This window comes from Agarivorans sp. QJM3NY_29, assembly GCF_050870835.2.
GTDB lineage: Bacteria > Pseudomonadota > Gammaproteobacteria > Enterobacterales > Celerinatantimonadaceae > Agarivorans.
This window is the reverse complement of sequence record NZ_CP194036.2, coordinates 3,884,645-3,907,670: the sequence shown is the minus strand read 5'-3', so window position 1 is coordinate 3,907,670 and position 23,026 is coordinate 3,884,645. Positions and strand designations below refer to the sequence as shown.

Sequence of the window (23,026 nt, the reverse complement as noted above, 5' to 3'; positions counted from 1 at the left end):
ACTGTTGTGGAATAATCCTGCGCCCTTGGGTTCTCTTACCCCAATTATCAAAAAGATAGGTCGTACTATTATGTGGTTTTTACAATTATCTGAGGCTGAACGCCGCAGTGTTTTTATCTTGGCTGTGTTTCACATTGTGACGATTGCTGCCAGTAATTATTTGGTTCAACTTCCCTTCACTATTTTTGGTTTTCACACCACTTGGGGTGCGTTTACTTTCCCGTTTATTTTTCTTGCCACCGATTTAACGGTGCGTTTATTTGGTGCCAGTCGCGCACGGAAAATCATTTTCTCGGCTATGTTACCGGCGCTGCTAGTAAGCTATCTGGTTTCAGTGTTGTTTTATCAAGGCCAATTTCAAGGTTTAGCGGGCTTGCTTACTTGGAATAGTTTTGTTGCACGGATCGCGCTCGCTAGTTTTATTGCCTATGCGGTTGGTCAGCTATTGGATGTGAAGGTATTTGACCGTTTACGCCGTTTAAAGCGCTGGTGGATAGCACCGACAGCCTCAAGTATATTCGGCAATGTAGTGGATACCTTGTTGTTTTTCGGGGTGGCTTTTTATGCCAGTAGTGATGCCTTTATGGCGCAACATTGGCTTGAAATAGCATGGGTTGATTATGGTTTTAAGTTAGCAGTTAATTTGGCTTTATTTGTGCCGCTATACGGTATGTTGCTGCACTTCTTACAAAGCCGTTTATCAGTGCTTAGTCCCGCCTAATTAATCGCAACATGGCTTGAGAGTCATCGCCAAAGAGCTGGTTACAGCTCTTATTAGAAGATTCCGAGTCTTTAAGTTTTAGGGCGGGCCTGCTCGCTTGGATGCCTACCCGTCAAAATAACGTGCTTGCTTAGGGCTGGCCCGATTGTTTGGCTGCCATTGCTTTTTTCAACATGGCCTCGAGTTCACCGTGATGTTGCTTGGCGACCAGCGCGCTGGCGACAGCCGTTTCACGCATTAGCGTTGCGTTGAGCGCTTGAGTTTTTTGTCCCAAAGGGGTCTTGTAAAATGCAACCAACTGCGCCAGTTCTTCATCGGTGAAGTGTTTTAAATAGACTTCGGCAATTTTGGGTTTCATTTCTTCCCAGGTCAGATAATTATTGGCCCATTCGTTTAATATTGCCTGAAAGTCTTTTAAGGGCGGATTTTGTCGCATTAATGCCTTGTTTAGATTACTGCGGATCGCTGCCATTTGTTGTTCACTATCATTGAGTGCGAGCAGGTCATCAACGGGGGTCGCTTGTAGTGAGAAACTGGCAATGATTAAGGCGGCACCGATAAAGGTTTTCATAAGGTCATCCCTGATTACTATGAGAGTGTGGGCAACACAAAGTCGCACTTGATAAGGACTAAGCCTACACTGTCTAGACCAAGGGGGAAAGCATCTGCGTGGCAGTTTTAGCCTCGTTTAGGCTAGAATAAATGATTTTTAAGTCTGCAAAAGGTGTCCATGGCTAAATCGAAACCTCAAGTAAAGCTACATAGTTACGGAATTTATAATCAGTGGGATAGTGAGGCCAAGGCGCTACCACAAATTGTTGAGTTTACGCAGCGAGTTGCCGCGCAAGTGGATGTCGAGTTTGGCTTGATTGTGAATATCAAAAAAGCCAAGGGGCAAAAGTTACGTTATTGCATTTATCATCCTAATATTCCAGATGATCATGGTCGAGTCCGCCCTCCATTTGATGGGGAAGTATATGTGCGCAATAACGATTGGGACTTCTATTTAGGGGATACAATTTGGCCACCAGTGAGCAATAAGCTGGGGACGTGGCGAATGACCATCGAATTGGCTGGCCAGCTGATTGCCGATAAATCCTTTGAACTCTACCAAGACCAACCCGGAGATCCACAGCAGTTTTATCGTCGCCGAGGGATGTGAGTGTTTACTTGTATCCAAGCATTAGCCATTACGCTCCCTCGCCGAACTATTATACTGGCTTTCATGCTATTTTTTCGGTCGTTTATTTGTTAGCTAAAAGCGAGGGAGGCTGCGCTTGAATCACGAGTGGATAAAAATGCCTAGCAGTTATCGCTATAGGCTAGCCTTGGCGAAGTAGTGACGGAATAATTGATAGAAGCGAGTGACATGTATTGGTTTCTCGCCTTTATATTGATGTAAAAAATAAAAATGCCAAGCTTTTCCTCTCACCTCTGGTAGCACTCGAATGACTCGTCCGTTAGCGAGATGAGATTGTGCTAAGAACTCCGGAAAAAATGCGATCCCCATATCATGCAATACCATCTCAAGTACTGTTGCCAGTGTATTTACTCGGGCGTGATGTGTCACTTTCACTTGTCGTTTATTGGCTTGATTATTATCAAATAATTGCAATTCATCATGTTGCCAAGGGGTCGCGATAAACTGCTGTTCGATTAACTGTTCAACATCTTTTAAAGTACCATGTTGTGTGATGTAGCGAGGTGAAGCGATTAATATCTCTGATACCTTTCCTATTGATAGTGCTCGGTAGCTGCAGTCTTTTATATTTCCCCCAAAAATTGCCGCATCTAGGTTGTGCTCTATCAGATCTTGCCATTTTCCCGTGACAAGAACTTCAGGCTGAAGTTTTGGAAACTCTAAACTCAACTGTTTTAATGCAGGAATAACAATATGTTGCTCAAAAAACGGAGGGACGGATACTTTAAAGCTACCGCTAGGCTGCGATTTGGCACTATTTAACTCAATTAAGGTCATATTTAGTTGTTCGCTAAATAATTCACTGCGGGCGAGTAACGCTTCTCCAACGGCTGTTAATACAAGACCTCGAGTATTACGTATCAATAATTGTTGACCGGTTGTTTCTTCTAAGCGCTTAATTTGTTGGCTAATTGCCGACTTACTCAGGCCAAGCTTGTTAGCCGCCTTTGTAAATGAACGTTGATTGGCCACTTCAACAAAAATTAATAGTAAAGGCGCTAATTTTACGCTGTTCATAAATTTAAACAGTAAGTTAATTATTGGGTTATTGTTTAGTGTTAATCGTAAGCATAAGCTATGTCAACTCAATCATTTAAGGATTTAGAAAATGACAAGTTTAGTGATCGTCGATGTGAGCCCTATAGATAAAACGCAACTATCAAAATACAGCGCCCTAGCTGCTGAAACATTGAAAGCCTTTGGTGGGCACTTCATCGCCAGAGGTGAAATAGAGAGCTTACATGGTGAAGTTGAGCACCCAATTAAAGCCGTCATCGAATTTCCAGACAAGAAAAGCGCCCAAAATTGGTATAACAGTGCAGCATATCAAGCGATTATTCCAATCCGAGAGCAAGGGATGCGCAGTCAGTTTCATCTCGTTTAAATTTGATTTAAACCGCCGGAGTGGCATGACCGAGGTAGGCAGCGCTAGCTGGAGGTGAAAGACCTCCGGCTAGCCGATTATGTTGGTGGTTCCGAGGTCGCTACTCTTTGGTTTTTTCGAATGAACAGCAAGTGCTGATTGTAAAATTCACTTTCGATACAAGCATGTTGCAACGCCTTCTTGTATATTGAAGCTACAAATATATCTGCCAGACTAAAGTGTGTACCTATAGCATATCCCGATTCATTACAGAGAGTTGCGCTTAGTCGTTCAAGGCAATGTATAATCCAATCTCCGCGGAGTTTTCGTTTAGATGGTTCATCGAGCTCAGGACGAAAAAATTTGAGCACAGTTCTATTTTGAGGTGAATGAATACTTGAGTTTACGTATTCACAAACACGACGAATATTGGTTTTTTGGTTGATATTTTGACTAAGTAAAGGACCGTTCTGAAATTTTTCCTCTAGATATTCGGCGATAGCCATCGATTCCGAAAATACAAAACCATCTACAGCCAAGGAGGGAACATAGCCAAAAGGGTTAATGGCTCGATAGCTGGTTGCCAATTCATTGGCGCTAAGCTCAATTTTTTGGTGTGGGATAGCTTTGAAATTGAGGATCCATTCTACTCTTTGCGAGCTATTTGATCCTTTCGCGCTATACAGCAATATTTCCATGTTTCCTCCGAAAGTATAAGTGTTGATTCAATAAAGTCCTTTATGCTAACAAGGGAATTTCCTATTTTAAGGCTGTTGGAGAAACTCATATTACCACTTTCATTAGGATTTTAAGGAATTGAACGTATATCGACAAACGATAGATGCTCATAGGAAAGGACTCGTAGAAAGCTGAAAATGAAGAATACTAACTGACCTCACCGTGAACTGGTCGTTGCTTGGGAGGATGATAATAGGCAGTGATTGCGGGCGCATCAGCAGATAAATGACTGCTGATGCGCAAGTGCTGAGTTTTATTGGCCGCGAGCGAGATAGCCAATTTGGTAATATTGTTTTTGCTCACTTGGCTGGGTGCTGGCTTGGTTGAGCCAGTTCAGCTTCAGCGAAGACCAGTTAGAGCAGTCGAAGCCAATCAGATCGGCTGTATCTGTGCTTGTTGATTCGATACAAGCGTAAGCTTGCTGCTCTGGCATCTTTATTTCACCTTCAAGTAGCCAGCTTTTCACCGAAGGGCGACCGAATTGCTCACTCAACGCGGCAAAGCCAGGACTGCGCAAAAAGCTCGCCATTGCTGAGGTATCTTTCCATAGGTAAAAAGGGGCGTAACTATTGACCGTACTGAAGTAGTCTGGACTATCTTTGATTGAATATAAATAGGCCTTGAATACTAATCCGGGGTAGCCATCGAGTAGATGGGCTTTTTCTTTAATCCTTGTTTGAATATTGACCATGTTGTAATCGGCCGGAAGGATAATTCGATATTGCATGGCTATCATAGAGCCTCCGTAGTGAATATCTGACCTTGACTAAAAGACCAATCTTCAGCGTGGTTGAAACAAATGACCACCATTAAATCGGCAGGCGCGAGGTCCAATTGTTGCTGACACTGCTCTGCCAATTGTTGGTACAAGTTTTGTTTTTGCAGGCTGCTCCGCGGGCGCCCAGCGGTGATTTGAATGAGCACATAATCATCGCTTCTGCCGGGACTCAAATAGGTGGGGTGAATGACTCGATTCTCGCTCTCATATTCATCAAATAGTTGAAAACAATCATTGGTCGGTACTGCAAAGCAAGACGCTAAGCTTTGTTGTAGGATCTGGCTGAGCTTTTGTTTGTAGCTGCGGTTGTGTCCGCGGAGTAAAGATATTCTGACCATTGGCATGGAACTTACCCCTGTGGTTCGATACGAGAGAGGCTACTGACCGCCGCTGGCCAACCTGCGTAAAAAGCCAAGTGGGTGAAGAGTTCCCCCAGCTCTTCCTTGGTTAAGCTATTTTTTTCTGCCAGGGTTAAATGAAACGGCAGTTGTTCGGTTCGGCCTAAAGCTGCCAGTGCCGCTAATGTTATAAGGCTGCGCTCTCGTGGACTTAATAAGGGGCGCTGCCAAACATCAGCAAATAAGACTTGCTCGCTCAGTTGTTTTAATTTTGGGGCATAACGAAATAGTTGTTCGGTGTTGTTCATGATCTTTCCTCGAATTTTGGGGTTGCTACTTGAAATACCCATTGATTCTGGCATGATGTGTTGATACATAAAATCAAAACATTTTTGATTAATTGTTTTGAATTTCAGGATAGTTTGAGTGAGCCAACAAACCTTAGATCTTCAGGCCTTACGTAGCTTTGTATTGGGCATGGAATTAAACAATTTCGCGCTTGCTGCCAAGCGCTTACATCGTTCAAGTTCTGCGGTGAGCGCTCAATTAAAGAAGTTAGAGCAGCAGACGGGTTGTCCCTTAGTTAAAAAATCAGGTCGCCAGCTGTTGCCGACTGATAGTGGAGAGCAGTTGCTTAGTTATGCAAGACGCCTATTAGCATTAAATGATGAAGCGATGGCGGCTTTGGTGGTTCCCGAGTTAACCGGGAAGCTGCATTTTGCGATGCAGCAAGACTTTTCTGAGAGCTTTCTGACTCAAGTGCTGGGACAATTTAGTCGCGCTTATCCGCAAGTTCAATTGTGTACTAGTGTGACCCGTAATCAACAGTTAGTTCAAGGCATTGAGCAAGGGCAATATGACTTAGCGCTGGCCTGGGATGCCGGTCAAAGTTGCGCTAATCAACAAGTTTTGGGTGCGCTTCCCTTGCTGTGGTTAAGCCATCCTAACTTGTCGCTGGAGTCATTGTTGCGACGTCGACAAGCCCTACCTTTGGTGATGTTTGAAGCACCCTGCTTAATGCGGGAGAAGGCCAGTGCAGCACTCGATAAAGCGGGAATTCCCTGGAAGGTGGTTTATAGCAGTCAGAGTTTGAATGGAATCTGGGCTGCGGTGGAGGCGGGTTTGGGGGTCACCGTACGCACCAGCATTGGCTTGCCAGCCAGCCTTTTGGCCATTGATGATTTATTGCCATCCTTGGGGAATTTAGGATTATTAATGCATCGCACCGAGGGAGCGGAAAAGCCGGAAGTTGTTCGCTTAGGAGAGATTGTGCGCCAGCAAGTCGTTAGTCGCTGTTTAAAGTTGCCGGCTTAAGCCCGCATTGTTGATGGTGAGTGAGGTTTGTTGCATGGTGATGATGCAGGCTCGCGATCAAGTATTTAAGCCTAGTCAATGGTTCGTCTCAGGGCAGCCCTGAGCAGGGCAGCCCTTGCTTTAATGAATCACAAATGGCACTCAAAATTGCGCCAGTATTTAGCCCATCATTAGCGTGCTAAAGTAATACACTGCGGCATAACCCACGGTGTAAGAAATCAGCAAATAGAGGAAGTAGCGTAAATAACTACCAAAGGTTAAACCATCAATTTTACTCATGGCAACAATGCCTGCAGCTGAGCCGATCACCAGTAAGGAACCGCCCACACCAACTGCGTAAGTCAAACCCAGCCAATCTGGCGCTGACATGCTAATACCGGCTTTCAATAAGGCCGCGGTGAGTGGCACGTTGTCGATGGTGGCAGACATTGCGCCCATTAGATAGTTAGCGGCGATTGGTGGTAAGACTTCGTATACCGAAACCAGCTGGTCGAGTACATCTATTTCTTTCAGCATGCCAACCAATAGCAAGATCCCGAGGAAGAATAGTAGGGTTTCAAATTCAATGACTCGAATGTATTCCAAAATCGAATCTTCGTCTTGGTCTTCGTTAAAGAAGCGGGCGGTGAGGAACATTAACGACATGCCAAATAGGAAACTAAGCACAGGCGGGATTTGATAGAGCGCATTGCCAAAAATGGTACAAACAATAGTTGCCAGAAAGATCATCGCAATAACCGCATCTACTTTGCGAACTTCGGTAATATGACGTTTGATTTCAATCGTATCTTTCATGCCAACAGAGAGCATTAGTGCTAACAGTAATACCGAGAAGAACGAAGGGATCGACAGTAATAATAGATCGGTAATGGTGACCTTATTGGCAAGGAAAATCATCAAAGTTGTAACATCACCGGTGATCAATGCTACCCCACCAGAGTTGACTGCAAATACCACCAGAGTGGCAAAACGCAGGGTTTTCTTGCGGCTTAAGTTGAGCGATAGGATCAAGGTAACCGAAACGAGTGTGGCGGTGATGTTGTCGGCTAAGGAAGAAAAAACGAAACAGAAGACAGCAGTTAGAAACAGTAGCGCTTTTTCACTAATTTGTTTTGGTAAGAAAAAATAGATAAGATTTTCAATCATACCTTTTTTATTTAAATAGGCTACGAAGGTCATTGCCGCCACAAGGAATAGCCATAATCCAGCAATTTCTGAGATGTTTTCCCCAAGCCCATCGATGACTTGTTGATGCTGCTCCCCCTGTCCCTGAAAGATGAATAACAGGATCCAGGCCAAAGTCCCCAAAAACAGTGTGACCTTGGCTTTATTGACGTGAATTACATCTTCTAGAACTACACCTAACAGCGCCAGTACGGCGAAGCTGATTAGTACTACCTCTAAGATTGGAGACATCTTTTTTCCTTGTTAATTAGCTAATGGGTCGGCATTGCTTAAAGCGATCGTCGGCCAATGAGTGCGGCAAACAGCTATGGAGAAGCGCTGTTGATAGAATAAATTGACGGCGAATTATAGGACTAAAGTGCCAGCAGAAAAAGCCTTGTAGCATTTTAGATCCATTTTTTTTACAAAACTCTTTTTATTCATTTACTTGTCGCTGTGGGTGTTTGAATTGTGTTGAGCTTTGTGGGTTGGTGTAACAAAGGGCGGTTGGCTGTAGTTTAATTGGGAGGTTAGAGAGGAACTCAGCGAGGATGATAAGCTTAGTTGATCAGGGGGACTCAAGCAGCCAAGATTTTGGCTGCTTTTTTGCTTCACCGTTAAAAATCAGGGAAGCCCGAAGCTTCCCTGATTGTTACATAAAAGGTCTGCATTACTACCGATTAGTAGTCGTCATCATAATCTTGATCGAGATGGCGTTGTAACTGCCTACGCTCGTGGTATTCATCAATGCGGCGACGAGCTTTGGCTTTGTCCCGCTGAGTTTTATGACTTTTTGCGTTATGGAGTAGGTCTAGTTCGTCCCATTCGTCCATATCGTCAAAGCTTGGTTGTTTCATAAATCTGCTCCAACACTGACTTCATCGAGTTCAAGCGCGCTCTCATTATCTCTGGCTGTTGTGAGATACGAAAAATGTACCTTAAAAGTATAGCCTTGAAAGTGAAGCTTTTGTTAAGTCTTAACACTTTTGCGTAGTGGGTCGAGCTTGCTTTTGTCAGGAATTCCATTACCTTTGTAGCTGAATGTGGTGTGATGTGGTCTTGCTGTTATCTTTGCTTCTAATAAATAGAACATTCCTTAACATTAAATTCGATTTTATTAGATGGCGTTATCGGTAATGCTAATCCACTAGAAAATGTTAAAGCAACAAAAAGGACTGTTATGCAGTTTCGTAATACCGCCAATGGCTATGGTTTCATCTCGATTATGATCCATTGGCTCGCCACCATCATTGTGCTGATGTTGTTTGGTTTGGGCCTGTTCATGGTGGATTTGAACTATTACTCGAGTTGGTATCAAACCGCGCCGATGATCCATAAAAGTGTTGGGATCTTATTGTTTATTTTAATGGTTTTTCGCTTATGTTGGCGCTACTTAAATCCTCAGGTCTTAAGCCTTGAAAACCATCATCCCTTGGAAAAACGTGGCGCTAAAGTCGGGAATTTTCTGCTTTACTCTGTGATGTTTGTATTGATGGTTTCTGGTTATTTGATTTCCACTGCCGATGCTCGTCCCATCTCTGTATTTGATTGGTTCGAAGTGCCGGCTACCTTGCATGGTATTCCTCAGCAAGAAGAATTTGCAGGCAAAGTACATGCGTTTCTTGCTTGGAGTTTAATCGCTTTGGCGGCCGGGCATGCCTTGGCTGCTGTAAAACACCACTTTGTAGATAAAGACCGAACATTAATTAGGATGTTGAAACCCGCTCGTATACTAATGAAAGGAATAAAAAAATGAAAAAACAGTTTATTGCTGCTGCATTTGCGGCAAGCATGTTCGCTTTACCGGCCAGTGCCGCAGATTATGTCATTGATACCCAAGGCGCTCATGCCTCGATTAACTTTAAGGTTAATCACTTAGGTTACAGTTTTGTGGTTGGACGCTTTGATACTTTCGATGGTGAATTTAGCTATGATGCGGCTGCTCCAGAGGCGACTCAGGTGAAAGTTAATATTGATACTAAATCGGTAAATAGCAATCACGCTGAGCGTGATAAACACATCCGCAGTGGAGACTTCCTAGAGGTTGATAAATATCCGCAAGCCAGCTTTGTGAGCACCAAGTATGAGGCCAGTGATGCAGAACATGGCAAGTTGTACGGTCAACTTACCTTACGCGGGGTGACGAAAGATATTGTGATTGATGTGAGCAAAGTTGGTGAAGGTAAAGACCCTTGGGGTGGTTACCGTGCTGGTTTTGTTGGTTCAACCCAGTTAGTGATGAAAGATTATGGTATTCCGATGAATTTAGGCCCTAAATCCACCTCTGTAGAAATGGATTTAGTGATTGAAGGTCGTAAAAAGTAATCCTGTTGTAGCCTAAATGCGCAGCATAGCCTCCTAGCTAAGATGCCCAAGTGAAATATCTAAACTTCACTTGGGCATTATTTTCTCAAAACCTACTCTGCTTCTTGGTTGTGACTTTTAAGCGATGGAGAAGTATTTTCTTGAAACGGTTTTCAGTCTATTTATTTGTGGTTCCCCCTATCAAAAAAACATAAATTTTTGATTAATAGCCAAAAATTTATGTTTGCCATTGTCTTTCTGAGGCATCACATTTACTCTTATTGAGTTTTTTATCTTCATAGCTGAGCGATGTAGAACGGATTAGCTGAAAGCTCAACACAAGGAGTGTGGTGTGATAATTGGTATTATGTTTGGTTTAGTCATCGCTGCGGTATTGGTTTATCGACTGCGCTATATTCATTGTACTTTTGTCTGTGAGCTACGCTCTGGCAAAGTGAATGTTATCAAAGGCCATCTACCGAGCTCATTTATTTATGATTGCCGCCAAATGATGCGGGGAAGGAAAGTACTCGGTTTAATCAAAGGGATTGAAAGCAATCAACGATTACATTTGCATTTTTCTTCGTCTATTGATGTGGCAGACCAGATCTATTTGGAAAAACAATTTCCGCACAAACTTTATAGTCAAAAAACTTCAGAGACCAGCAGTAGCGTTTTTCTCGATTAGCCTGCGGCCTATTACCGAGCTTTTTTACTCTGGTGATGTTATCGACCCATCACTTCAACTGTTGTGATATATGGCTGCTTTTTAGCGCTTTAGCTTTTTGGGTAAAGTGAGTAGATGAGGCTGATTTAGAGCGCGTTTAATAGTTTTTATCAACCATATACAAAATATCATGCAGAACATCATCGATAAGGCGAGCGCTATATTTTCGAGGGTTGAGAGTTCTTTTGCTGGCCAGCCATGGTTGGCCATAGCTGGGTTCGCTATAAATAATGTTGCAGCCGATGCTGCGAGAGTCAATTGATGTTTCATAAAGCACCATATATTAAATGATAACTATTCGCATTTAGTGTATAGTGCTTTTTCTCAATATACAAGTGACTTTTGTTTATAGGTGAGAGGTGCGTAACTTAAACATTCTTTTTGCTTCCGTAATGACTAAGTCGCGCAGCGGGTTTTCTGGTGTATCGTTCCGCCAAATAAAAGACAGTGAGCGTTCAATGTTAAGTTCAGGTACATTGAGTACGACCAATTCGCCACGCTCTAAAGCTTTTATCACATCCAGATAGGGCAGGCAGCTAAGATAACTATTGTTAGCGACCAAAGAACGAAGCACCGGTACATGCTCATATTCGCGATGCACTTTTAGGCTTTCGATGGTGCCTTGAATGGCACTATCAAATACTCGTCGTGTGCCTGCTCCGGGCTCACGTAATACCCAACGTGCTTGCTCCAACTGAGCAATGCTGACTTTTTCGAGTTTGGCGTAAGGATGGTGGGAGGCGGCAACAATCACTAAGTGATCATTACACCAGATGTGGTGAGCGATACGGTCGTCATCACAACGCCCTTCAATGACCCCAAGTTGGTAGTCGTAGTTAATTAGGCCATTGATCACTTCAGCGGTATTTTCTACTGAAAAGTTAATTCTCAATTGAGGGAAATCGTTATCGATCGCGCTAATTAGGTCGGGGATCAAGTGTTCCGCTGCGGTTTGGCTGGCGCAAAGTTGTAGTTCACCACTCACCAAGTGCTGGTTTTCGAAACCTTCTTCTATTTGCATTGCATCGAGTAATAGCTGTTTGGCTTTGGGTCTTAGCCATAGACCCCATTGACTTAATACCATCCGTTTGCCTCGACGGTCAAACAAGGGTTTACCTAACAGTTTTTCTAATTGTGCGAGCGACATGCTGGCTGCTGACTGGGTTAATGCGAGGTGTTCAGCTGCTGCGCTGACACTACCATGGGTGGCAACGGCTTCAAACACGGTTAATTGCTTTAGGGAATAACGCATTAATCACTCCAGTGAGTATCGGATGACGGCCAACTTTCAAGCCTAGCATAGTAAAGCTAAGTGCTATCAATAGTTTTGATAGCGGTCATAAAAATTATGCGCTTACTGCGGAGCAATTATCTGTTTAAGGTAGTGTCACGATTAGCTACCGAGCGGCTGAGCTGCTTTCAATAAAGGTTTTTGTGGGAATGAATCAACAGCAACCCGAGCGTTTTAATGCCCCATTTGTAGTATCAACAAGTAAGCCAAGTGCCTTGCCTGTTCATGCTTCAAATGCTGCTTTAAGCCCGGATCAAATGACACAGTACGCCGAACAGTATGCCTATAAGAAGGCGAGTGGCAGTACTGGTAAAACTTTGAGTTTAGCAATTAGCGCAGGAATATTTATTGGTCTTGCTTTCGTTTTCTACATTACGGTGACCACTGGCTCAGGACAACAATTGGGCTGGGGCTTTAACCGCCTATTTGGAGGTTTAGCATTTAGTTTAGGTTTGGTACTGCTAGTGGTCTGTGGCGGTGAGTTATTTACCAGTACGGTATTGTCTATTATTCCTCGGGCCAACGGTAAGTTGAATACTCGGCAGATGCTCGCGAACTGGAGCAAGGTTTATTTAGGTAACTTTATTGGTGCCATCTTACTGGTTGGAATTGTCAGTGGCGCCAAGCTTTATCAATTGGATCATGGACAGTGGGGCTTAAATGCCTTGGCGATCGCACAACACAAATTAGAGCACAGCTTCTTGCAAGCCGTATTGTTGGGAATGTTGTGTAATTTGTTGGTGTGTTTAGCGGTATGGATGACCTTTAGTACCACGTCGAGTGCAGCCAAGGGCGCATTAGTGATTTTGCCTGTGGCGATGTTTGTGAGTACCGGTTTTGAACACATCGTGGCCAATATGTTTATGGTGCCTTTAGGGATCGCAATTAAAACTTGGGCTGAACCATCGTTTTGGAGCGATTTAGGGATTCAATCCAGCGCTTTTGCTCATCTTACTTGGTCAAACTTTTTTTGGCACAACGTCATTCCAGTCACTATCGGTAACATCATTGGTGGCGCAGTGATTGTGGGCTTGGGCTATTGGTCAATCTACCACCGTAAGCCACAAGCAAAAATCCATTCAAGTTCTATATCTGTTTTATCAAATCAAATTTCTGGTCCTATCGGAGAACCAACTATGCAAAACTTAAAATCGATGACTGTTGCCGACATTATGTCACCGGTAACCACCCCCTTAAGCCCGGATATGACTCTGGCGACAGCCTGTGATGCATTGTTGGCGAATGGCTTGTTTGGCTCTGTGGTCGTGAATCAACAGATGGAATTACTTGGGTTTGTTTCTGAATTAGAAATTTTACGTAAGTTATGGCTGGAAGATTACAGCAAACCAAGTGCGACTAACGTAGAAAGTATCATGCAAAAGGACGTAATGACCGTGGCTCCTAATCATAATTTACTTAAACTAGCAGAATATATGAGTGTTGATGTTGCTCAAGTGTACCCCGTTTCTGATTCAGGTGTATTGTTGAGCAGCACTCATCAACCACTTGAAGAGCGGCTACGTAACAGCAGTGTTTACCGTCCGAAGATTTTCCCTGTTGTTGATAACGGTAAGTTAGTCGGTGTTGTTACTCGTCATCAAGTACTGAAAGCCTTGCGTCCAGCACTCGGTGCGCCAGCCAAAGTTGAAGCCGAGACTTTTAAAGCAGTTGCTGAATCATCAGTAGCTTAAGGTAAACTAAGCGTTTGTCGCTGCTGTAAATAGCGCAGCGCTTGTTGGCTGATAGAGGCGGTTGAAGATGATTCTCCCGCCTTTTTTAATGCCTGCTCGGCCTCGGGATAAGGTTGCAATTCCAGATAGAGCAAACCGAGGTTCAAGTAGTTGTGGGCTGGTTCGGTGTCGGGATAGTCAAGCGCTCGCTGTAAGCTATTGATACTTTGCTGCCATAGCCTTTGTTGCGCTTGTGCATAAGCGAGCTGTTGATAATGTTTCCTGCTCGGCTCAAGATTGAGCGATTGACTAAAACAGCTGGAAGCTTGCGGGTAGTCTTTGGCGCTTAGCCATAATTGGCAGCGTTTTTGGCGTAGTTTGGTTTGCCCTGCCATGCGCCCTTGCTGCATGCCTTGTTGTAATACCAAAGCTGCTTGATAAGGCGCGCCTTGGCTTTGCCATCGTTGACTGAGTAAAAGGTAGGGTTCGCTATTTTCAAATAAGTTGGCTTGAAAGGCTTGCTGTAAGTAAGCCAGCGCTTTATCGGGCTGTCGTGCTTGTTGTAACAGTGCTACCAGAACCAGATAAGCTTGAAGTTGCTGTCCTTGCCTCAATAATACTTGCTGTTGCACTCTGATGGCTAAAGGCCAGTGTTGTTGTTGGCTATAAATACTGACAGCCAGTGGTAGCCAAATTAAAGGAGGCACCGCGGGTTGTTTGGTTAAAGCTTGAGCGATGTGTTGTTCTGCTTTATTCCAATGTCCTAGCTGAGCATGCGCCTGCGCCAAGTAAAATTCACTATCGGCCAATACAGGGGGGGGGAGCTGTTGTGCTTGCCAAAGGGAAAAAGACGTAATGGCGGCCGACCATTGCTGCTCTTGTAATTGTAGCTGCGCAATTTGGTAGAGAGTGCTGTTTTGTTGGTCATCGGAAAGTTGCTGTAAATGGTAAGCCTCTTGCAAATTGTTGAGCGCTTGAGCATAAGTTTGCTGTTCCAGAGCAACTTGACTTCGATAAAGCAAAGCAACGGTTTGTGCGTAAGCCCGTTTTTGTTGTTGATATTGATGATTTAACTGCTTGAGATAGTGTTCGGCCTCTGTGAATCGTTGTTGTCGCAGTCGTTGTGCGGATTGTAGCTGACGGCTTTCGCTTTGACTTAATTTGGCCGCATTGCTGCTAAATGAAATAAATATAATTGATAGTACGATTAAGTATTTACTGTTCATGCAAATTAAACTCAATCAGCTGGCGCGTTATAAAGCTTACTGACCGTTGTTGTTGATACTTAATGGGGAAACGCCAGTTCTGCACGGCACGGCGTGCAGCCTGTTCGAATATCAGGGCAGGCTCGGCCGCTAGTACTTTGATGCTTGAAGCCTTTACTCTGCCATCGGAGCCGACCATAAATTCTAGTTCAACCTTGCCTTCGAGGTTGCGTCGTTGCGCATTGAAAGGATATTGCGGTTTTACTTGGTAGCTCGGTTGAATTCCGAGTATGAGGCGAAGCGCCTTGCCTTCGCTCAGTAGGTTATTGGGGAGCTTAGCTCGGCCTTGGTCACGCTTGCGGTAAGAGCCGGTAGTTTAAGGGGGCTAAGACTAACTTTAGCGAGGGGGAGAGCGATCGCTGAAACCGAGAGTTCTATATTTGCTTGTGTTTGGTGAACACTGGTTGCTGGTGGACTGAAATGAAACTCCGTTGTGGTTGGCGCTAAATGAGGCGGTACCAGAGGTCGACGCTGAACCAATTCGGGCTTGCGGCTGTGGCGTTGAGCAAATAACTGTATAGCAGCTAAGGGTTGCGCTTGGGGGAGCGGCACTTGTTTGAGTCCCGAGATGTTAGCCAGGAATACAAAAAAACTGCCCGCTACGAGCAGGCCTGCGGGAAAGGCGAATAAAAGGCGTAACATTAAGGTTGACTCGCTTGGGTTGCTAGGCGATAAGGAACTTTGGCTAAGCGAAGTTGAGCTAAAAGTGCCACCAATTGCCCGGTTGTGGATTGTTGGTCGGCCTTGACTAAGATGGCAAAATTGGTCCGCTGCGTTGTTAATTGCTGAAGTTTTGTCTTGACCAAGCGTAGGTCGGTGCGCTGGCCATCGAGTTCAATATTACCATCGGCGGCTAGGCTTAAGTGGCTGGCCGAGTCATTTTGTCATTGGCCAGTCTGCGCACTTGGAGGATTCACTTCGATACTACTTGCTCTGACAAAACTGCTGGTGACAATGAAAAAAATCAGCATGATGAATACGATGTCCAGCATTGGTGTCATGTTGATCTCGGCGTCTTCTTCCGGTTTATTGATGATATCGCGCCGTTTCATCTAGGCATCCCTTTTTATATTCGCTGGACGTCGTTGCAGCGCTAACTTACTGCGAGTGGTCCAGCGTTTAATATAAGTAAAATTGATTAAGCCGATGACGGCGATACTCATGCCTGTCATCGTGGGCAAACTTGCCCGAGCAATGCCTGAAGACATTAAGCGTGGATCGGCGCTGCCCGCCAAGGCCATATTGTCAAAGACTTCAATTATGCCACTGACGGTGCCGAGCAAGCCCAATAAAGGACACACACTGATTAGCGTTTTGATTAAGTTCAGGTGTTGATTCAGTTTAAGTTCCATATCGCAGCGTAGGTTAAGTCATTGATCGCGGTGTTCTAGGCCTTTTAGCTGAGTTTGGTAAGCCTTGTGTTGGGCTGGATAGCTGATCAGTCGAAACCAGTCACGTTCCAATAATAGGCTCGCTAGTAATACCGAGAGGCCGAGTAACAACGATAAAACCCACCCTCCGAGATGCAACAGCAGATGTAGGCTGTCGAGGCTTGAGTGCAGCAACATCAGGCCATGCTTCATCATTTATTTGTCGACAGCATTGCTGGACGGTTCGTGTCGGTGTTGCTGAGCAAGCAGCGCTAAACCTTTCTGTTGAATCACTTGCAGTAATATTCGACTGCGAGCGCTCATCAGGCTATGGCAAAACAACAAGGGAATAGCGGCGAGTAGGCCCAGTACTGAGGTGATCAAGGTTTGTGAGATCTTTGCCGCTAGAAATTTAGGATCGCTACTCCCATAAGGGCTAATATTTTGGAAAGTCGTGATCATGCCTAACACCGTGCCCAGTAGACCCAGTAGCGGAGCGAGCCCAGCGAACAACTTGACTAAACTTTGGCCTCGCTCAATCTTTGGTAGTTCGCCTAATATTGCTTCATCGATACGTAGCTCTAAGTCCTCTAGGCAAGAGCTTGGTCCTTGGGCGGCGCTTAATACCCGAGCTAAGGCGTTATTGGTAGACAGCTGTTGGGGATGATTTAATTGTTGTCGTACTCTCCGTTCATTTTGTAAGAGTATGAAAAGACGGAATAAACCGACTACTAAGTCGACTAGTGCGAGCACCATGATTAGCCCAGCTACGGGACCGGCTTGTTTTAGTCGTTGTTGCCAGTTGGCTTGTTGCTTGGGTTGGCGGGGATAGAGCTGTAATTTTTTAGTGCTGCCTGCCATTCCAAGTATTGGCCCTGTTGATTGATAATATTAAAGCTACCAATTCTTAGTAAGTGCTGTCGCTGCACTTGACCATCGCTATCGATCATATCGGTATCAAAAAAACTGATACTGGCTGAATATTGCAGTTGTGCCAGTAACACCCGAGGGAATTGTTGTATCTCGGCCGCAGTGGGAAGACCTTGACGTTTGGCAAAGTCTAAACGCTTGCTGGCATCGGGGTACTCTGCTGCCACTAAGGATTTATCTAAGGCTATTTGGTTTTCTGTCGCCTTGGCCTTGATCAGTTCAAATACTTTTCCAAGTTGGCCACTACTTTGTTGAAGTTGCTGCTGGCTCAGGCTAATTGCATGTTCATTGTTCACAAACTGTTGTTTTAACAGCTGTTGTGTGGCTTCAGCCTGCGCTAAACGTTGGCGAGTTTGCTGTAATCGCAGTCGTTGTTGTTGAAGAGCTTGCTCAAATTGCTGTTCGCGTTGCTGGTTTAGTGCTTGGCTTTGGCTGAGCTTGAGTTGATTATTCGCCCAGCAAGTGATGTTATTGAAGCTGAGCTGCGAAATCATCAGTAATTTGGCCGGAGACAAATGCATTTTATGGTTCCGACTTGTTGATGTGGTTTGATGGAGGTGGTATCGGTAAGCTCAGTAGGCGAGGCGCTTGTCGTTCTCAAGCAATAGCGATGGCATCCTTAAACTGAGGTTGTCTGTAGGGCTTAAAATTTGCCATTGTTGCGTCGCTGGATCCCACAGTGCCGACTGCTGTGCGTTGAGCGTTTGATAGTATAAAGCGGTGCGATCAAGCCGAAAGAAATTGACCTGACGCTCGTTGAGCATGGCTTGATATGCCTCGATGGTCTCCCCATATTCCATTTCGATTTGGTAAGCATCTAATACTTGGCGATATTTTTCTGCCAAGTTCATATCAGCTCTGTTTAAAAGTTGCACGAGGTCCTGTAAGCGTAGCTCTCGTTCTTGGCTCAGAAATGGCAGATCTCTGGCGACAAATGGTGTGAGTTCATTCAACATCTGATGCACCAAGGGAAGGGCATGTTGTTCGCTTTGGGCTAAGGACGTGAGATCGCCTTTGAGTTGCTGTAACTGTTGTTGCTGCTGAAGGAGCATGGCATGTAAGTGCAGGTTATATTGCTCTAAGAGTTCGCTTTGCAAGCGTAATTGACGTTTTTCATTGAGGGTCGCTTGACGTTGTGCATCTAATTGATCGATTTGCTATTGTGAGCTTCGATTAAGTTGTTGGAGCTGGCGTTGATCTGCCAGCTTTGAAGGCATTAAGTGTTGCTTATTTGCTAGTACACTCGCTGAGGCCAGTAACAACGTAAATAGCATCAAATATTGATTCATATCCTCCGTCCTTGCAATGAATAGTCAATTGTCGTTACCAACACATTCATACCTTAATTTGAGAGAGCCAAAGCCAGCCAAAATCGGTTTAGGCTCATAACTTAACAAGCCGCTAGTATCAGATAAAATGACTCGATGAAGCTGAATTCTCTGCATGATTGGAGCCATTATGGGGGCTACATTTTCAATTGCTGGGGTCGATGCCTGCTGATCCATTGGATATTGACTCGAATTATGATGAGTTCTGAAATTGGCCACAACTTTAGTTGTCGCATCTTGCTGAATATGATGTAGAGTTAAACTTAATTAGCATATTTCTGGCTGGCATGGATGACTCGGCGGATTTCCCTCAAATATATTTTGTTTATTATTTGTATGATGGCGGCTTTGCTGCCGACTTTGATCGTGAGTTCTTGGTTACAACATCGAATTCAACAAAGTGACATCGCAAGTGTGCAACAAAAACATCGACTGCTGGCCAAGACGACTAGTTTTAACTTGTCGCGCTATGTCACTGACAGCGCAGCAATGCTGAGTGCTGTCAATCAGCAAATCACTTCTCAGCCTTTCCCCCAAGCGTTTTCTACTTTGCTACGTCAAGCCAATATCTATGCCTTATTTGAGTGGCAGATGAGCCGTGGGCAGCGTTTTTTTTATGCGGATCAAGCGCTGAATATCTTTGATGACGTACCGTTGCAACTGCGCACTGCAATGGCGCAGGCGAGGACTGATAAGACTCGAGTTGCATATAGTGCGGTGGTGACCGAAGGATTACCGCAAGCCACTATCTTTATGGTGATTTATCAAGGTGAAGATCGCTTTCTGATCGGGGCGCAAAGTACTGAGTTTTTAGTGCAAAGCCAAGCTGAGATAAGCTTTGAACAACAAGGTTATGCGATTTTAGTCGACCAAAATGGTCGCGTATTGGCGCACCCTAATGCTCAATGGTGGCAACGCGCTAAAGATTTATCGAGTTTAGCGCCGGTGATCATGCTTAAACATCACCGCGATGGGCTGAGTCAGTTTTATTCCCCTAATTTGCAAACAGAAATGGTCGCTGGATTTGCTAAAGTTGCAGAGACAGGCTGGGGAGTATTGGTGGTGCAGCCTGTTTCTGAATTGCTCTTATCTTCTCACCAGCTAAAGCAGTTTACCTTTTGGTTGTCGCTGCTATGTGTATTTGTGGTGGGGATGGTGAGTTGGTATTTAGCTTGTATGTTGATCCGTCCCATTTGCCAAGTCGTGGAAGCTGCTCAAGGCATCTCTCATGGAGAAATGGGGAAGTATGTGAATGTTAATCGACGTTTTATGCCAACCGAAATAGAAGCCTTACTGGTTAAATTTAATGCTATGGCGAGTGAAGTGTACACGAGTCGAATGTTGCTTGAGCAGCGGGTGAAGCAACGTACCGAAGCCCTGAGTAAAGAGGTGCAGGTTCGCAAAAAAGCGGAGCAGAGAATATGGCAACAAGCCAATTTTGATGCGCTGACGAAACTGCCAAATCGGCGCATGCTTAATCGTTTACTCAGTGACGCCTTGGCTAATCGTCGTCAGCAAGAGTCTGTTTGTTTAATGTTGTTAGATTTGGATCAGTTTAAGGGGATTAACGATACCCTTGGTCATGATATGGGCGATATGCTATTGCAAATAGCGGCTCAGCGGATCCAACATTGTATTGGCGAAGGTGAACATGTGGCTCGGTTGGGGGGGGATGAGTTTATCCTTTTACTCACTGACAGTGGTCGCGAGCAGCGAGTCACGAATTTGGGTGAGTTACTCTTAAAAACGCTGAGTACGCCGTTTCAACTTGGAATTGAACGAGTCTACATCTCGACAAGTATTGGGGTTGCCTTTGCTCCTAAGGATGGAGATACAATCGATGACTTGCTAAAACATGCTGATCAAGCGATGTATGTCGCCAAAAAGCAAGGGCGTAACCGTCTCAGCTATTTCACAGCATCTTTACAGGAGCAGGCACAACTGCGACGCTTGTTGGTTAACGACTTACGAATGGCGCTGGTCAAACAACAGTTGCATTTACGTTTTCAGCCCATCGTCGATTTAAGCAATCATCAGTTAGTCAAAGCCGAAGTGTTGGTGCGTTGGTTACACCCAAGTCAAGGCTGGATAAGCCCTGATGATTTTATTCAGGTTGCAGAAGAAACTGGGGTTGTCGTAGATATTGGCAACTGGGTATTTAGTTGTGCAGTCGCGCAATTACAACGTTGGCAAGCATTAGGTTTACCCGCGGTGCAATTGAGTATAAATACCTCCCCCAAGCAGTATTTTGAGAGCGGCTGTGATGTGAATGCTTGGCTCAATGAGCTGAGCGAGGCTGGGTTGTCGAGTAGTGCGGTTGTGATGGAAATCACTGAAGGTTTACTGATGAATAATAGCCCCACCGTTAACGAAAAATTACTCACCTTAAGCAAGGCTGGTATTGAAGTGGCACTAGATGACTTTGGTACGGGCTATTCGTCCTTGGCTTACTTGCAAAAATTTGCCATCGATTATTTAAAAATCGATCGTATGTTTATTAAAAACTTGAGTTTAGAGAGTGATGATTTGAGTGTTTGTAAAGCGATTATAGTGATGGCTCATAAATTGGGCATTAAAGTGATCGCTGAAGGGATCGAGACTGAAAATCAGTATCAGTTGTTAGCGAACGAGGGTTGTGATTATGCTCAAGGTTATTGGTTTTCTAAGCCCTTAAGCCAAGAGAGTTTTGAATTGCTGCTCAAATCTTCATCTCGAGTGTTACCCTTAGCGAGTGAGTCATATGGCCTGGTTCATGACGGTGGCGCTCGTGAGTGACATTTTAAACTGGGGTACACTTTACTTTAAGCCGCATATTCTCTGTTTCTCGGAATACGAGTACCAATTAGGCTTTAAATGGCTGTTGTTGGCATAACGAGGTGGTTGCGAGTGATAGACTTAGAGTGCTAGTCTGCGCGACAGCTGTCGCGATTACACATTTATCCGCGTCATCATTAATCGCCCAAGTTAAATTGACTTTGAACCCGATTAATACTCTTTAGGAATGGTTTAATCAGAAATGCTGGAATTATCTAATAAGCTAAGCTTGGCCGATTGGGAATTGGAATTTACCGCTATCAGAGCTCAAGGCGCTGGAGGTCAAAATGTTAATAAAGTCTCTAGTGCTGCCCATTTAAGGTTTGATATTAAGCGTTCAAGCTTGCCTGATTTCTATAAAGAACGTTTATTAAAGTTATCTGATCAACGGATTACCAAAGATGGGGTCATTATCATTAAGGCACAAACCCATCGTACCTTGGAGCGAAATAAGGAAGAAGCCTTACAACGTTTAAAAGAACTGATCCTTGATGCGACAGTGGTACAAAAGAAACGTCGCCCCACCAGAGCAACCTTGGGTTCAAAACGTCGGCGGATGGATCAGAAGACTCAGCGTGGTCAAACCAAGCAAATGCGAGGAAAAATCAATTATTAAGTTGCGCTTGTTCTGATCGGTGCTGCCCTGCGCTGATTCATATGATTTGTTTTGCATCTATGATTTCATCATGGCTTTGGTTCTGTTTGAAATGTCGCAGTATTTTTGCAGTCCGGTTTTGCCTTGTTTGCGGATATTTGCCTTTATCTAGTCAGAATGACTTTGAATGTGAAGCAAATACAACGGTTTCTTGCTGGTAAAGAAAAAGAGTCAAACATATGGAGACCAAGTCTTCGACCCCACTAATCGCGTATGGATGTGACCTTTCATCTTATAAGCTTTGTCTTAATGAACCACCGAGCGCAGAATAAACCCATTAAAAAAAGGACATTTTTTCATGGTCTTTGGTGGCGTTTAAAACTGAATTCTCATTTGTTTTCTAGCTCAGTAAACGGCGCTGTTTCAAAATTTGTAAACCACTGTAAAGGGCGCTTAAAGCTTTGTAAAGTCGCTTACTTATTGGTTCTGGCAGTCTTATATTTAAGGTGAAGTTTGATTACCCAGAGCCACCAAGGAGGTTCACATGTTTAGGTCTATTTTTATCGTATTTAGTTTCGTCATCGCCGCTTCAGTTAATGCTGCATCGCTAAGTAATTTGGTGCAACAAGAGCAGTGGCAAGAAGTGGGTGTGCTTGACGGACAGAATGGTCACCATCAACGTACCAGCATCGAGTTAAGTCAACTCAAAGCTTTGAGCCAAGATCAAGTTGCCAGTTACAAATTAGGTTATAGCGAAGGATTAACGCAGTTTTGTTCCGTTGATACTGCCTATCAGGCTGGAAATTCAGGTCAGTCTTATCGTGGAGAATGCGTAAACTTTAGTAATGAAGATGAGTTGGTACTTAGCTGGCAAGCAGGGCTGTACGATTATGAGCAAATGGAAGAGGTTATGGGCATGTTTAGCGATTAATCAGCACATGGTTTATGGTGCAGTTATTTATAGCCCCCAAAAAAAGATCGCAGTCGCGATCTTTTTTGTATCTCTCGAATCTGCAGGATAAAGTACTTAGGGTGTTTATCTACACTGTCGAGTCATCATAGAACTATCAGGTCATGCCGACTAAAGCTCTCTTCTCACAAAGTTTAAGCAACTC

Annotated in this window: 28 protein-coding genes and 1 pseudogene; 11 read left to right on the top strand and 18 right to left on the bottom strand. The window is 44.3% G+C overall.

The annotated features are described in order from the left end of the window. The first annotated feature begins 70 nt into the window (after positions 1-70). Positions 71-721, top strand: a complete 651-nt coding sequence (locus ACRRS0_RS17685; protein WP_432456145.1) for a 7-cyano-7-deazaguanine/7-aminomethyl-7-deazaguanine transporter — start codon at positions 71-73, stop codon at positions 719-721. Between the two features lie 130 nt (positions 722-851). Here the strand turns inward: ACRRS0_RS17685 and ACRRS0_RS17680 are convergent, their stop codons facing one another. Beyond that, positions 852-1,292: a DUF2059 domain-containing protein gene (locus tag ACRRS0_RS17680; protein ID WP_432451899.1), complete on the bottom strand. Its 441-nt coding sequence runs from the start codon at positions 1,290-1,292 to the stop codon at positions 852-854. A 159-nt stretch (positions 1,293-1,451) separates the two neighbouring features. Between ACRRS0_RS17680 and ACRRS0_RS17675 the strand changes: the two genes are divergently transcribed. Continuing rightward, positions 1,452-1,883 (top strand): DUF3859 domain-containing protein, encoded by a 432-nt coding sequence (locus tag ACRRS0_RS17675; RefSeq protein WP_432451900.1) that lies wholly within the window; start codon positions 1,452-1,454, stop codon positions 1,881-1,883. A gap of 153 nt (positions 1,884-2,036) precedes the next feature. Here the strand turns inward: ACRRS0_RS17675 and ACRRS0_RS17670 are convergent, their stop codons facing one another. After that, the gene (locus ACRRS0_RS17670; RefSeq protein WP_432451901.1) at positions 2,037-2,939 is read right to left on the bottom strand and encodes a LysR family transcriptional regulator; all 903 of its coding nucleotides are present in this window, start codon (positions 2,937-2,939) and stop codon (positions 2,037-2,039) included. Between the two features lie 91 nt (positions 2,940-3,030). Between ACRRS0_RS17670 and ACRRS0_RS17665 the strand changes: the two genes are divergently transcribed. After that, complete coding sequence (locus tag ACRRS0_RS17665) at positions 3,031-3,306, top strand: DUF1330 domain-containing protein (RefSeq protein ID WP_432451902.1); 276 nt, start codon at positions 3,031-3,033, stop codon at positions 3,304-3,306. Between the two features lie 77 nt (positions 3,307-3,383). Here ACRRS0_RS17665 and ACRRS0_RS17660 read toward each other — a convergent pair whose 3' ends face one another. From ACRRS0_RS17660 to ACRRS0_RS17645, 4 genes are all read right to left on the bottom strand, one after another. Beyond that, positions 3,384-3,983, bottom strand: coding sequence for a glutathione S-transferase family protein (locus tag ACRRS0_RS17660; RefSeq protein WP_432451903.1), 600 nt, complete (start codon positions 3,981-3,983; stop codon positions 3,384-3,386). A gap of 293 nt (positions 3,984-4,276) precedes the next feature. Further along, on the bottom strand, positions 4,277-4,759 hold the full coding sequence (locus ACRRS0_RS17655; RefSeq protein WP_432451904.1) for a DUF4865 family protein: 483 nt from the start codon (positions 4,757-4,759) through the stop codon (positions 4,277-4,279). Then, entirely contained in the window at positions 4,756-5,145 is a 390-nt protein-coding gene (locus ACRRS0_RS17650; protein ID WP_432451905.1) for a tautomerase family protein, read from the bottom strand. Before ACRRS0_RS17650 ends, ACRRS0_RS17655 begins: the two co-directional genes overlap by 4 nt. 5 nt (positions 5,146-5,150) lie before the next feature. After that, positions 5,151-5,447 carry a carboxymuconolactone decarboxylase family protein gene (locus ACRRS0_RS17645; RefSeq protein WP_432451906.1) on the bottom strand — a complete coding sequence of 99 codons (297 nt, stop codon included), beginning with the start codon at positions 5,445-5,447 and terminating at the stop codon, positions 5,151-5,153. 118 nt (positions 5,448-5,565) lie between these two features. On the opposite strand from ACRRS0_RS17645, the gene ACRRS0_RS17640 reads away from it, so the two are divergent. Further along, positions 5,566-6,453: a LysR substrate-binding domain-containing protein gene (locus ACRRS0_RS17640; protein ID WP_432451907.1), complete on the top strand. Its 888-nt coding sequence runs from the start codon at positions 5,566-5,568 to the stop codon at positions 6,451-6,453. Positions 6,454-6,612: 159 nt separating this feature from the next. Here ACRRS0_RS17640 and nhaD read toward each other — a convergent pair whose 3' ends face one another. Both nhaD and ACRRS0_RS17630 read right to left on the bottom strand, forming a co-directional pair. After that, entirely contained in the window at positions 6,613-7,860 is a 1,248-nt protein-coding gene (nhaD, locus tag ACRRS0_RS17635) for a sodium:proton antiporter NhaD (protein ID WP_432456146.1), read from the bottom strand. 437 nt (positions 7,861-8,297) lie between these two features. Further along, positions 8,298-8,474 carry a PA3496 family putative envelope integrity protein gene (locus ACRRS0_RS17630; protein ID WP_432451908.1) on the bottom strand — a complete coding sequence of 59 codons (177 nt, stop codon included), beginning with the start codon at positions 8,472-8,474 and terminating at the stop codon, positions 8,298-8,300. 323 nt (positions 8,475-8,797) lie between these two features. Here ACRRS0_RS17630 and ACRRS0_RS17625 point away from each other — a divergent pair, with 323 nt between their 5' ends. From ACRRS0_RS17625 to ACRRS0_RS17615, 3 genes are all read left to right on the top strand, one after another. Continuing rightward, a complete protein-coding gene (locus ACRRS0_RS17625) occupies positions 8,798-9,373 on the top strand; it encodes a cytochrome b (protein WP_432451909.1) in 576 nt (191 codons plus the stop codon). Next, positions 9,370-9,942 carry a YceI family protein gene (locus ACRRS0_RS17620; RefSeq protein ID WP_432451910.1) on the top strand — a complete coding sequence of 191 codons (573 nt, stop codon included), beginning with the start codon at positions 9,370-9,372 and terminating at the stop codon, positions 9,940-9,942. The genes ACRRS0_RS17625 and ACRRS0_RS17620 overlap by 4 nt, the downstream gene beginning before the upstream one ends. Positions 9,943-10,273: 331 nt before the next feature. Beyond that, positions 10,274-10,609, top strand: a complete 336-nt coding sequence (locus ACRRS0_RS17615) for a DUF3634 family protein (RefSeq protein WP_432451911.1) — start codon at positions 10,274-10,276, stop codon at positions 10,607-10,609. Between the two features lie 385 nt (positions 10,610-10,994). On the opposite strand, the gene ACRRS0_RS17610 is transcribed toward ACRRS0_RS17615, so the two are convergent. Further along, on the bottom strand, positions 10,995-11,900 hold the full coding sequence (locus ACRRS0_RS17610; RefSeq protein WP_432451912.1) for a LysR substrate-binding domain-containing protein: 906 nt from the start codon (positions 11,898-11,900) through the stop codon (positions 10,995-10,997). A gap of 188 nt (positions 11,901-12,088) precedes the next feature. Between ACRRS0_RS17610 and focA the strand changes: the two genes are divergently transcribed. Next, positions 12,089-13,630, top strand: coding sequence for a formate transporter FocA (gene focA / locus ACRRS0_RS17605; RefSeq protein WP_432451913.1), 1,542 nt, complete (start codon positions 12,089-12,091; stop codon positions 13,628-13,630). On the opposite strand, the gene ACRRS0_RS17600 is transcribed toward focA, so the two are convergent. The 9 genes and pseudogenes from ACRRS0_RS17600 to ACRRS0_RS17560 all read right to left on the bottom strand — a co-directional run bounded on the left by ACRRS0_RS17600 (position 13,627) and on the right by ACRRS0_RS17560 (position 18,271). Next, the gene (locus ACRRS0_RS17600; protein ID WP_432451914.1) at positions 13,627-14,835 is read right to left on the bottom strand and encodes a tetratricopeptide repeat protein; all 1,209 of its coding nucleotides are present in this window, start codon (positions 14,833-14,835) and stop codon (positions 13,627-13,629) included. The two genes, focA and ACRRS0_RS17600, sit on opposite strands and share 4 nt — an antisense overlap. Beyond that, positions 14,825-15,097, bottom strand: coding sequence for an energy transducer TonB (locus ACRRS0_RS17595; protein WP_439022903.1), 273 nt, complete (start codon positions 15,095-15,097; stop codon positions 14,825-14,827). Before ACRRS0_RS17595 ends, ACRRS0_RS17600 begins: the two co-directional genes overlap by 11 nt. Before the next feature lie 32 nt (positions 15,098-15,129). Next, positions 15,130-15,516: a hypothetical protein gene (locus ACRRS0_RS17590; protein WP_432451915.1), complete on the bottom strand. Its 387-nt coding sequence runs from the start codon at positions 15,514-15,516 to the stop codon at positions 15,130-15,132. After that, positions 15,516-15,926: pseudogene (locus ACRRS0_RS17585) on the bottom strand (ExbD/TolR family protein). The gene ACRRS0_RS17590 and the pseudogene ACRRS0_RS17585 overlap by 1 nt, the downstream one beginning before the upstream one ends. Continuing rightward, positions 15,927-16,226: a MotA/TolQ/ExbB proton channel family protein gene (locus tag ACRRS0_RS17580; RefSeq protein WP_432451916.1), complete on the bottom strand. Its 300-nt coding sequence runs from the start codon at positions 16,224-16,226 to the stop codon at positions 15,927-15,929. Between the two features lie 18 nt (positions 16,227-16,244). Then, positions 16,245-16,460, bottom strand: a complete 216-nt coding sequence (locus ACRRS0_RS17575) for a hypothetical protein (RefSeq protein WP_432451917.1) — start codon at positions 16,458-16,460, stop codon at positions 16,245-16,247. Beyond that, a complete protein-coding gene (locus tag ACRRS0_RS17570) occupies positions 16,461-17,000 on the bottom strand; it encodes a MotA/TolQ/ExbB proton channel family protein (protein ID WP_439022890.1) in 540 nt (179 codons plus the stop codon). 29 nt (positions 17,001-17,029) lie between these two features. Further along, positions 17,030-17,695, bottom strand: coding sequence for a hypothetical protein (locus ACRRS0_RS17565; protein ID WP_432451919.1), 666 nt, complete (start codon positions 17,693-17,695; stop codon positions 17,030-17,032). Between the two features lie 51 nt (positions 17,696-17,746). Continuing rightward, complete coding sequence (locus ACRRS0_RS17560) at positions 17,747-18,271, bottom strand: DUF3450 family protein (RefSeq protein ID WP_432451920.1); 525 nt, start codon at positions 18,269-18,271, stop codon at positions 17,747-17,749. 522 nt (positions 18,272-18,793) lie between these two features. On the opposite strand from ACRRS0_RS17560, the gene ACRRS0_RS17555 reads away from it, so the two are divergent. The 3 genes from ACRRS0_RS17555 to ACRRS0_RS17545 all read left to right on the top strand — a co-directional run bounded on the left by ACRRS0_RS17555 (position 18,794) and on the right by ACRRS0_RS17545 (position 22,842). Further along, positions 18,794-21,277, top strand: coding sequence for an EAL domain-containing protein (locus ACRRS0_RS17555; RefSeq protein ID WP_432451921.1), 2,484 nt, complete (start codon positions 18,794-18,796; stop codon positions 21,275-21,277). 241 nt (positions 21,278-21,518) lie between these two features. Continuing rightward, positions 21,519-21,932, top strand: coding sequence for an alternative ribosome rescue aminoacyl-tRNA hydrolase ArfB (gene arfB, locus ACRRS0_RS17550; protein ID WP_432451922.1), 414 nt, complete (start codon positions 21,519-21,521; stop codon positions 21,930-21,932). A gap of 523 nt (positions 21,933-22,455) precedes the next feature. Continuing rightward, entirely contained in the window at positions 22,456-22,842 is a 387-nt protein-coding gene (locus ACRRS0_RS17545) for a DUF2799 domain-containing protein (protein ID WP_432451923.1), read from the top strand. Positions 22,843-23,026 lie beyond the last annotated feature (184 nt).

Excerpts from the sequence above, each read along its gene's own strand:
- ACRRS0_RS17685 (WP_432456145.1), top strand. The coding sequence starts at position 71 with ATGTGGTTTTTACAATTATCTGAGGCTGAACGCCGCAGTGTTTTTATC.
- ACRRS0_RS17600 (WP_432451914.1), bottom strand. The coding sequence starts at position 14,835 with ATGAACAGTAAATACTTAATCGTACTATCAATTATATTTATTTCATTT.
- ACRRS0_RS17555 (WP_432451921.1), top strand. The coding sequence starts at position 18,794 with ATGACTCGGCGGATTTCCCTCAAATATATTTTGTTTATTATTTGTATG.
- ACRRS0_RS17570 (WP_439022890.1), bottom strand. The coding sequence starts at position 17,000 with ATGGTGCTCGCACTAGTCGACTTAGTAGTCGGTTTATTCCGTCTTTTC.
- ACRRS0_RS17655 (WP_432451904.1), bottom strand. The coding sequence starts at position 4,759 with ATGATAGCCATGCAATATCGAATTATCCTTCCGGCCGATTACAACATG.
- ACRRS0_RS17660 (WP_432451903.1), bottom strand. The coding sequence starts at position 3,983 with ATGGAAATATTGCTGTATAGCGCGAAAGGATCAAATAGCTCGCAAAGA.
- ACRRS0_RS17580 (WP_432451916.1), bottom strand. The coding sequence starts at position 16,226 with ATGGAACTTAAACTGAATCAACACCTGAACTTAATCAAAACGCTAATC.
- ACRRS0_RS17675 (WP_432451900.1), top strand. The coding sequence starts at position 1,452 with ATGGCTAAATCGAAACCTCAAGTAAAGCTACATAGTTACGGAATTTAT.
- ACRRS0_RS17545 (WP_432451923.1), top strand. The coding sequence starts at position 22,456 with ATGTTTAGGTCTATTTTTATCGTATTTAGTTTCGTCATCGCCGCTTCA.
- ACRRS0_RS17565 (WP_432451919.1), bottom strand. The coding sequence starts at position 17,695 with ATGCATTTGTCTCCGGCCAAATTACTGATGATTTCGCAGCTCAGCTTC.
- ACRRS0_RS17645 (WP_432451906.1), bottom strand. The coding sequence starts at position 5,447 with ATGAACAACACCGAACAACTATTTCGTTATGCCCCAAAATTAAAACAA.
- ACRRS0_RS17665 (WP_432451902.1), top strand. The coding sequence starts at position 3,031 with ATGACAAGTTTAGTGATCGTCGATGTGAGCCCTATAGATAAAACGCAA.
- ACRRS0_RS17620 (WP_432451910.1), top strand. The coding sequence starts at position 9,370 with ATGAAAAAACAGTTTATTGCTGCTGCATTTGCGGCAAGCATGTTCGCT.
- ACRRS0_RS17630 (WP_432451908.1), bottom strand. The coding sequence starts at position 8,474 with ATGAAACAACCAAGCTTTGACGATATGGACGAATGGGACGAACTAGAC.
- ACRRS0_RS17680 (WP_432451899.1), bottom strand. The coding sequence starts at position 1,292 with ATGAAAACCTTTATCGGTGCCGCCTTAATCATTGCCAGTTTCTCACTA.
- ACRRS0_RS17590 (WP_432451915.1), bottom strand. The coding sequence starts at position 15,516 with ATGTTACGCCTTTTATTCGCCTTTCCCGCAGGCCTGCTCGTAGCGGGC.
- arfB (WP_432451922.1), top strand. The coding sequence starts at position 21,519 with ATGCTGGAATTATCTAATAAGCTAAGCTTGGCCGATTGGGAATTGGAA.
- ACRRS0_RS17650 (WP_432451905.1), bottom strand. The coding sequence starts at position 5,145 with ATGCCAATGGTCAGAATATCTTTACTCCGCGGACACAACCGCAGCTAC.
- ACRRS0_RS17575 (WP_432451917.1), bottom strand. The coding sequence starts at position 16,460 with ATGATGAAGCATGGCCTGATGTTGCTGCACTCAAGCCTCGACAGCCTA.
- ACRRS0_RS17625 (WP_432451909.1), top strand. The coding sequence starts at position 8,798 with ATGCAGTTTCGTAATACCGCCAATGGCTATGGTTTCATCTCGATTATG.
- ACRRS0_RS17670 (WP_432451901.1), bottom strand. The coding sequence starts at position 2,939 with ATGAACAGCGTAAAATTAGCGCCTTTACTATTAATTTTTGTTGAAGTG.
- ACRRS0_RS17610 (WP_432451912.1), bottom strand. The coding sequence starts at position 11,900 with ATGCGTTATTCCCTAAAGCAATTAACCGTGTTTGAAGCCGTTGCCACC.
- focA (WP_432451913.1), top strand. The coding sequence starts at position 12,089 with ATGAATCAACAGCAACCCGAGCGTTTTAATGCCCCATTTGTAGTATCA.